General features: G+C 61.9%; 1 protein-coding gene. It reads left to right on the top strand.

The window, feature by feature from the left end:
- Positions 1-110 precede the first annotated feature (110 nt).
- Positions 111-1,622, top strand: coding sequence for an integrase catalytic domain-containing protein (locus GNZ12_RS43785; RefSeq protein WP_172319204.1), 1,512 nt, complete (start codon positions 111-113; stop codon positions 1,620-1,622).
- The last annotated feature ends 125 nt before the right edge of the window (positions 1,623-1,747 follow it).

Raw genomic sequence — 1,747 nt, 5'->3', positions numbered from 1 at the left:
GGCGCATTGACTCATCAGAATTGCAACTCGCGCTGACCTGTTGCCTCACGTAGTTTGCTACCCGCCGGATTGTCCGGCGGGAGCAACACGAGGTGACGAGGCAAATCAGCATGACGACACGCAAGGAGTTGGTCGCAGCATTGCAATTGCGGTATAGCAGCGCGGCGTTTGGTGACCGGATCAGGATTCTCGACGAGTTCGTGGCTCTGACCGGGTATCACCGCAAGCACGCCATCCGGCTGCTGCGGGAGCAGCCCGGCGGCGCGGCAAAGGGGACACGCGAGCGCAACCGGCTGTACGACGAGGCGGTACGCCAGGCGCTGACGGTATTGTGGGAAGCGGCCGACCGGGTCTGCGGCAAGCGCCTGAAGGCGTTGATCCCGAAGCTGGTTGATGCCATGGAGCGGCACGGCCATCTCGACCTGGATCCGGTCATCAAGGCCAAACTCCTTGAGGTCAGCGCGGCGACCATCGATCGCATGCTGGCCAATGCACGTTTGCAGATCGACGGGCAGCGCAAACGCCGCAAGGGGGTGGGCTCGGCCATCCGGCGCAGCATCCCGGTGCGTACCTTCGCCGACTGGCGCGATCCGCCGCCAGGCTTCTTCGAGATCGACATGGTCGAACACTGCGGCGGTCCGAAGACCGACGGTGACTTCGTCCACACGCTGACGCTGACTGATATCGCCAGCGGCTGGACAGAATGCGTGGCCATGCGAGTACGCAACCAGATGCTGGTTATAGAGGCGTTTGACAAGGTGGCCGCCGATCTGCCATTCGCGATGCTTGGAGTGGACTCGGATAACGACACCGCATTCATGAACCAGAGTGTCTTCGACTACTGCAAGGAACATGGTCTTGAGCAGACCCGCTCGCGGGCCTACAAGAAGAACGATCAGGCCTGGGTGGAGCAGAAGAACGGCTCCGTCGTTCGGCGGCTGGTCGGTTATGGCCGCCTGAGCGGCACCGATGCGAGGGACGCGCTGGCGCAGCTGTACGCGTCATCGCGCCTATACATTAACTTCTTCCAGCCTTCATTCAAGCTGAAGTCCAAGACGCGCGACGGCGCGCGGGTGCACAAGGTCTACTTTGCACCGGCGACGCCGTGCGATCGGCTTCTGGCACACGACAGCGTCAAACCCGCTATCAAGGAAAAGCTGAAAGCGCAGTTCAACAGCCTCGATCCTGTGCGCCTGCTGCAGGAGATGCGAACGGCTCAGCAGACTTTGAGCGAGTTCGCGGCCCACGGCGTGCGCGCTGACGCAGCACCCACAGGCGAATCAGATGTAGCCGTCTTCCTCGCGAGCCTCTCTTCGGCGTGGATGGAAGGGGAAGCACGTCCAACGCACCGCAAGCAACCCAATGCAAAGCACTGGTGGAAAACCCGGGTGGATCCGTTCGCCGACGCGTGGCCGGTTATTGAAGGGTGGCTGATCGCCGAGCCCGCTGTTTCGGCCAACGAATTGATGGACCGGTTGGCGACGATGGTTCCGGACGCCTATGCGAGCAAGGCGCAACTACGAACGCTGCAGCGCCGGGTCAAGGCATGGCGCGCCGAGCGCGTGAAAGAAATGATCCTGGGCAGCCTGCGCAAGCCTGCCGACACGCCGGTTGAAGTGTGAGCCGCGGAAAAGTTGAAAGCCGGCGGGGGCCGGGCGCTTCGCGCCCGGCAAACCCCAAAAGAAAAGAAGAAAGAAACCGAAACGACAACAATCCGTCGGGTAACATTCCTTCGTGAGGCAACACG

It is taken from the genome of Paraburkholderia solitsugae, from assembly GCF_013177695.1.
GTDB lineage: Bacteria > Pseudomonadota > Gammaproteobacteria > Burkholderiales > Burkholderiaceae > Paraburkholderia > Paraburkholderia solitsugae.
This window is presented reverse-complemented; position numbering and strand designations above follow the sequence as displayed.